This is a genomic window from Okeania sp. SIO3I5, assembly GCF_010672085.1.
In the GTDB taxonomy this organism is placed as follows: Bacteria; Cyanobacteriota; Cyanobacteriia; order Cyanobacteriales; family Microcoleaceae; genus Trichodesmium.
This window is the reverse complement of the sequence record NZ_JAAHHT010000146.1, coordinates 1-7,556: the sequence shown is the minus strand read 5'-3', so window position 1 is coordinate 7,556 and position 7,556 is coordinate 1. Positions and strand designations below refer to the sequence as shown.

The following is a 7,556-nucleotide window of genomic DNA, read 5'->3' as shown; positions in this document are numbered from 1 at the left end:
TAGAAATCGCTTCATCTAACTTTCCTGTTTGTAGTGCAATATCTGCTAATTTTCTATGAAATAAATGGTTATTTGGTTCTAATTCTATGGCACGACGATAAACAATAATTGCTTCATCCCATTCTTGGAGTTTTACTAATCTTTCCCCTAAACCATCGAACCATTCTATATTTTTTGGTTCAATTTTTATTAAGTCTTGGTAATAATTTACTGCTCGATTGTGCGGTTCTAATTTTGATAGATTTTCTTGTAATCTCTGATTAAACCAAGTGAAGTTAGGATTAATTTTTATCACCTGTATACACCCAATAATAGCTTCATCTAACTTTCCTGTTTCTAGTTGAATCTCCACTAATTTTCGGCGAACTTCCCAAGTATCAGATTTAATTTCTATGACTTTTTGGTAGGATTTTTCTGCCCCGTCTAATTTTCCTTGTTCAAACAGAATGTCTCCTAATTTTTTGTAAGACCAGGGAAAATTTTGGTTGATTTCTATAGACAAGCAAAAACTACTAATTGCTGAATCTAATTCTCCTATTTCTTGAAAAACTTTCCCTAATTTATGATGAACTGCCCATAAGTCAGGTTTCAGTTCAATTGCTCTTTGATAATAATTTATTGCCTCATTGAAATCTTCTTTTTCCCAGAAAATATCCCCTAGATTTTGATAAGCTCCTGCCAAAAAAGGATTGAACTTTATAGCATCTTGGAAACAGGCGATCGCCTTTTCTATCTCACCATTTTCTAAGCACTTTTTTCCATGTCTAAAATATTCTAAAGCTTGAGGATACTTCCATTTTAAAGTTAATGCTTGTTCTTGACAGTCTCTGGCTAATTCTACTTTTCCCAGTTGCTGCCAAATTTTTCCTAAATTACGGTAAAAACCAGGAATATTTGGTTGAATACCAATAGCTTCTTGGTAACATTTAATTGCAGTTAGCAATTGTTTTTGTTGTGCATATATGCTGCCCAAATTAGCATAGATCTCCGCCAAATTTGGTTGTTGATTTATTGCTTTTACATACCATTCTTGGGCTTTGCCTATCTCACCCATTCTTTGCAGAATATTTCCTAATATTTTACAGGTAGGTGGAAAATTTGGCTCTAATTCTAATACTTGGTGACAAGCTGTTATTGCTGCTTCTAATTTTCCTTGAGCTAAATATATTTCTGCCTTTTGATTTAAACTAATCCATGTTCTTTCCTGATTCATTATTAATATTAAATCTAGATTTTTACTTAGACATAATTTGATAGTTAGCAACCTATTTTTACATTTAATTTAAGTTAACTAAGCTACTCCTGCTAACTGCATAATTTTTAATAGCTTGTCAATATTTACTAAAATATCTGGTGCATAAGGCATTGACTTAGAAGAATTAAGATTATCAAAATCTTCACCTATTAAGTAGTAGTGCAGTAACCCACAGAGATTACTAATTTGCCAGTATAAAGAAGTAATAAATTTGGGAGAAAAAATTTCTATTACTTTAGTTCCTATAGTACAAAATACCAGGTTTGTAAGTCCAGCACCATGAGGTGTGATAATAAATTTAGCAGCTCCTAGACATAATGCTTGTTCTTCTACTGACATTGATTCTAAGGTGAGACTCACGAAACCATATTTATTCAGCAAATTAACTACCTCTTCTTCGTTTATAACTCGTCGCCATGATGCTAATTTCCGACTAATATATATCCTTTCTGGTTTCCCAGATAACTGATGTCTAATTTCTGGTTTTAAAAATACACTTTTGAGAAATTCACAACCCCATTTAGTAACTCTAAGACCTCCTTGTTTAGCAGTGAATGAAGGTACTATTAATTCTTTAGCTTTTATATGTGGAATAAATCGACTTTCTATGACTTTTTCTAACGGAATATGCAAAGCTTCAAGAGTTTCTTTGTGAAATTTTTTATTGAGAGTATTAAAAACAAATTTATCTATAACAGGCATCATATTGCTTCTATATAATAAATCTATCCGGTAAACCAAATCGAAAAAACAATGAAAATAATTTTGTTCCAGACATTTTACTGATAAAAAAGCTACGATACCATCAATGTAGTGAACTTGGAGAAGGTCTAACTCAGATAGAATTATTTCAGCGCAACCTGTAGAAATATCTGTAACTAACTTATTATTTGAAGTAATAACTGCAGTTGTTCCTGACTTTACACAACCTCTTCCATCAGGTACTACCACTATAAATCCTCCTACTGACTTAGCTTTTTTACCTTGGAAACTTTGATGAATCTTTCGATCTATAGTTTTAGATGGCAACAAATTGACTTCTGTAGGGGAATGAATATTTATTCTGGTTATATTATTTTCTCTAGAGTTTGAAGTAATTTCCCAATCCCCTGTTAAATTAAAAAACTTTTCGAGCCAATCTTTGGGTAACTTTTGGTCATATTTCCAAACATTAGCAGCTTTTTGACGACCTTGTTTGGTAAGAATATCTGTTATTTTTTCTTGAATATTACCGTAGTATGGATTGATTTTAAGAGCTTGGAGTAAGTAGAATATTGCTTTAGAAAACTTCTGCTGTTGAAGGTAAATTTTTCCTAATTCTGTGTAATTTTCACAGGAATTTGGATTAACTTCTATACCTGTTTTATAAATAGAAATCGCTTCATCTAACTTTCCTGTTTGTAGTGCAATATCTGCTAATTTTCTATGAAATAAATGGTTATTTGGTTCTAATTCTATGGCACGACGATAAACAATAATTGCTTCATCCCATTCTTGGATTTTTACTAACCGTTCCCCTAAATCATCGAGCAATTTTACATTTTTTGGTTCAATTTTTATTAAGTCTCGGTAATAATTTACAGCTCGATCGTGCGGTTCTAGTTTTGATAGATTTTCTTGTAATATCTGATTAAACCAAGTTAAGTTAGGATTAATTTCTATCACCTGTATACACCCAATAATAGCTTCATCTAACTTTCCTTTTTGTAGTTGAATCTCCACTAATTTTCGGCGAACTTCCCAAGTATCAGATTTAATGTCTATGACTTTTTGGTAGGATTTTTCTGCCGACTCTAATTTTCCTTGTTCAAACAGAATGTCTCCTAATTTTTTGTAAGACCAGGGAAAATTTGGGTTGATTTCTATCGACAAGCAAAAACTACTAATTGCTGAATCTAATTCTCCTATTTTCTGAAATACTTTCCCTAATTTATGATGAAATGCCCATAAGTCAGGCTTCAGTTCAATTGCTCTTTGATAATAATTTATTGCCTCATTGAAATCTTCTTTTTCCAAGAAAATATCCCCTAGATGTTGATAAGCTCCTGTCAAAAAAGGATTGAATTTTATAGCATCCTGGAAACAGGCGATCGCCTCTTCTATTTTTTCAGTTTCCCACAAAGTTTTTCCCTGTTTAAAATGTTCTGAAGCTTTGGGATATTGTGCTGCTAAATTGAATGCTTGTTCCTGACAATCTCTAGCTAATTCTACCTTTCCTAATTGCTGCCAAATTTTTCCTAAATTACGGTAAAAACCAGGAAAATTTGGTTTGATGCTAATAGCTTCTTGGTAACATTCAATTGCTAATTGCCATTGTTTTTGTTGTGCATATATGCTGCCCAGATTAGCATAGCTCTCCGCCAAATTTGGTTGTTGATTGATCGCTTTTATATACCAGTCTTTTCCTCGATCTATCTCACCCATTCTTTGCATAATATTTCCCAAGATTTTACAGGTAGGTGGAAAATTTGATACTATTTCTAATGCTTGGTGACAAGCTGTTATTGCTGCTTCTAATTTTCCTTGAGCTAAATATATTTCTGCTTTTTGATTTAAGTAAATTGCTGAGATTGTTTTACCCATTCTTTTATTTTTGATAAATTTTCGTGATATTTAAGTTGATTACTAAGTTTATAATTAAGGTAAGATGATTGATAATTTTAGCATAAGCTTAAAAGTTAAGTAAGAAGAAAGTTCATTAATGGATAATGGATAATTACCTCTGGTTAAAACTGAAACATAATAGAATATAAGGAAATATCCTAGCACTTTTCTCTTAGTCGATTGGATATGGCGCTGCAATTCTCCGTACTGATAACTAAATTTAAATCCTCTCTATTGGACTAGATACTGATAACTGATAACTGATAACTGAAATGACTCCAAAAGTAAGCGTAATTATTCCTGTCTATAATTGTGAACTTTACATTGCCGAAGCAATTGAAAGTGTCTTAAACCAAACCTATACTGACTATGAAATTATTGTGATAAACGACGGTTCCACAGATAATACCTGTCAAGTATTACAACCATACATGACAAAAATTCGTTATTTTTATCAGGAGAATAAAGGATTATCTGCTACTCGTAACCAAGGCATAAAAATGGCAAAAGGAGAATTAATTGCTCTCTTGGATGCTGACGATTTATTTCTCTCTTATAAACTTCAAGAACAAGTAGCTATTTTTGATACTCAACCAAATATAGGTTTGGTACAAAGTGGGTGGCGAGTTGTGAATGAAAAAGGAGAAAAAATTCAAGATATTGAACCTTGGCATAAGTCTCCAGAATTAGATTTAGTAAGTTGGTTAAAATGGAAAGCTACTAATCCTAGTGGAATGATGTTTCGTAAAGAATGGTTGGAAAGAGTAAATGGGTTTAATGAAAAGTTGCGCAGATTAGAAGATTTTGACATTGTAATTCGATTAGCTTTAGCAGGTTGTCAAGCTACTTGGTTTCTTAAAGTTGCTGTCTGTTATCGTCAACATGGTGGTAATATGACGCGAAATTTACTTGCTCAAACAGAAGTGGAAGAAAAAATCTTGGATGAGCTTTTTTCTAATCCTAATCTCCCTCCAGAAATTCAAGATTTAGAAAGGGAATTACGTTACGGTTCTCTGATTTGGAATTGTTGGTGTTTATATAAAGCTAGCTACTTTGTTGAAATGGCTGATTATTTGCATAAATCTTTAAAATTTTCTCCTGTTTCTGTGCTTAAAACTATATGTGAATGGCTTTATTATTTTGACTATTATGGTTCCTTAGAAAACTATTCATTTAATTCAGTTTCTTTGAATCAAATACCAGAGTGGCAACTTTTAATAAATAAAATCATGCCAAATGGTTTACCACTGGTTAGTGTGGTTATTCCGACTTTCAATAATGCTGATTATATTCTTAAAGCGATTAAAAGTATTTTTAGTCAGACTTATACTTTTTGGGAGATTATTATTATTGATGATGGTTCTACGGATAAGACTTACCAAGTTTTAGAATCTTACCTCAATCAAATAGACTTCTCCCAAAATTCTCTAACAGGAAAGAGGCAACTCGAAGCAGATGAAAATTTTCAGCAAGCAGGAAGTAACCGATATTTAACTTTAGACTTTTCCCAAAATTCTCCAACGGGAAATAGAGCACCCGAAGCAGATAAAAATTTTCAGCAAGCAGGAAGTAACCGAGATTTAACTTTAGACTTTTCCCAAAATTCTCCAACGGGAAATAGAGCAACCGAAGCAGATAAAAATTTTCAGCAAGCAGGAAGTAACCGATATTTAACTTTAGACTTTTCCCAAAATTCTCCAACGGGAAATAGAGCAACCGAAGCAGATAAAAATTTTCAGCAAACAGGAAGTAACCGAGATTTAGCTTTAGACTTTTTCCAAAATTCTCCAACAGGAAATAGACAACCTGAAGCAGATGAAAATTTTCAGGAAACAGGAAGTAACCAAGATTTAGCTTTAGACTTCTCCCAAAATTCTCCAACGGGAAATAGGCAACCCGAAGCAGATAAAAATTTTCCAGAAATCGGAATTAATCAAAATTCCACTTCTGACTTTTCCCAGAATTTCCCCACAGAAAATAGACAACCCGAAGCAGATAAAAATTTTCAGGAAACAGGAAGTAACCAAGATTCAACTTTCAACTTCTCCCAAAATTATCCAACGGGAAATAGACAACCTCAAGCAGATGAAAATTTTCAGGAAACAGGAAGTAACCGAGATTCAACTTTAGACTTCTCCCAAAATTCTCCAACAGGAAATAAGCAACCCGAAGCAGAGCAAAATTTCCAGGAAATAGGAACTAACCAAGATGCAACTTTAGACTTCTCCCAAAATTCTCCAACAGGAAATAAGCAACCCGAAGCAGATAAAAATTTCCAGGAAATAGGAACTAACCAAGATGCAACTTTAGACTTCTCCCAAAATTCTCCAACAGGAAATAAGCAACCCGAAGCAGATAAAAATTTTCAGGAAATAGGAAGTAAGCAAGATTTAGCTTTAGACTTCTCCCAAAATTCTCCAACAGGAAATAAGCAACCCGAAGCAGATAAAAATTTTCAGGAAATAGGAAGTAAGCAAGATTTAGCTTTAGACTTCTCCCAAAATTCTCCAACGGGAAATAGGCAACCCGAAGCAGAGCAAAATTTTCCAGAAATCGGAATTAATCAAAATTCCACTTCTGACTTTTCCCAGAATTTCCCCAGAGAAAATAAACAACCTCAAGCAGATAAAAATTTCCAGGAAATAGGAACTAACCAAGATTCAACTTTAGACTTCTCCCAAAATTCTCCAACAGGAAAGAGGCAACCTCAACCAGATAAAAATTTTCACCAAACAGAAAGTAACCGAGATTTAACTTTAGACTTCTCCCAAAATTTTCCAACAGGAAATAAGCAACTCGAAGCAGATAAAAATTTTCCAGAAATCGGAATTAATCAAAATTCCACTTCTGACTTTTCCCAGAATTTCCCCACAGAAAATAGACAACCCGAAGCAGATGAAAATTTTCAGGAAACAGGAAGTAACCAAGATTCAACTTTCAACTTCTCCCAAAATTATCCAACGGGAAATAAGCAACCCGAAGCAGAGCAAAATTTTCAGGAAATAGGAAGTAAGCAAGATTTAGCTTTAGACTTCTCCCAAAATTTTCCAACAGGAAATAAGCAACTCGAAGCAGATAAAAATTTTCCAGAAATCGGAATTAATCAAAATTCCACTTCTGACTTTTCCCAGAATTTCCCCACAGAAAATAGACAACCTCAACCAGATAAAAATTTCCAGGAAATAGGAACTAACCAAGATTCAACTTTAGACTTCTCCCAAAATTATCCAACAGGAAATAAGCAACCCGAAGCAGATAAAAATTTTCAGGAAATAGGAAGTAAGCAAGATTTAGCTTTAGACTTCTCCCAAAATTTTCCAACGGGAAATAAGCAACCCGAAGCAGAGCAAAATTTTCAGGAAACAGGAAGTAACCAAGATTCAACTTTAGACTTCTCCCAAAATTATCCAACAGGAAATAAGCAACCCGAAGCAGAGCAAAATTTCCAGGAAATAGGAAGTAACCAAGATTCAACTTTAGACTTCTCCCAAAATTCTCCAACAGGAAATAAGCAACCCGAAGCAGAGCAAAATTTCCAGGAAATAGGAAGTAACCAAGATTCAACTTTCAACTTCTCCCAAAATTCTCCAACAGGAAATAAGCAACCCGAAGCAGATAAAAATTTTCAGGAAATAGGAAGTAAGCAAGATTTAGCTTTAGACTTCTCCCAAAATTCTCCAACAGGAAATAAGCAACC

3 protein-coding genes are annotated in these 7,556 nt (G+C 33.5%); 1 reads left to right on the top strand and 2 read right to left on the bottom strand.

The features are described 5' to 3' along the window. Both F6K40_RS26240 and F6K40_RS26235 read right to left on the bottom strand, forming a co-directional pair. The coding region (locus tag F6K40_RS26240) for a tetratricopeptide repeat protein (RefSeq protein ID WP_293140044.1) at window positions 1-1,213 on the bottom strand (1,213 nt) is incomplete at its 3' end. 78 nt (window positions 1,214-1,291) lie between these two features. Then, window positions 1,292-3,838 (bottom strand): tetratricopeptide repeat protein, encoded by a 2,547-nt coding sequence (locus F6K40_RS26235; protein ID WP_293140043.1) that lies wholly within the window; start codon window positions 3,836-3,838, stop codon window positions 1,292-1,294. A 293-nt stretch (window positions 3,839-4,131) separates the two neighbouring features. On the opposite strand from F6K40_RS26235, the gene F6K40_RS26230 reads away from it, so the two are divergent. Next, window positions 4,132-7,556, top strand: a 3,425-nt coding sequence (locus F6K40_RS26230) for a glycosyltransferase family 2 protein (RefSeq protein WP_293140042.1), incomplete at its 3' end; no start/stop codon positions are given.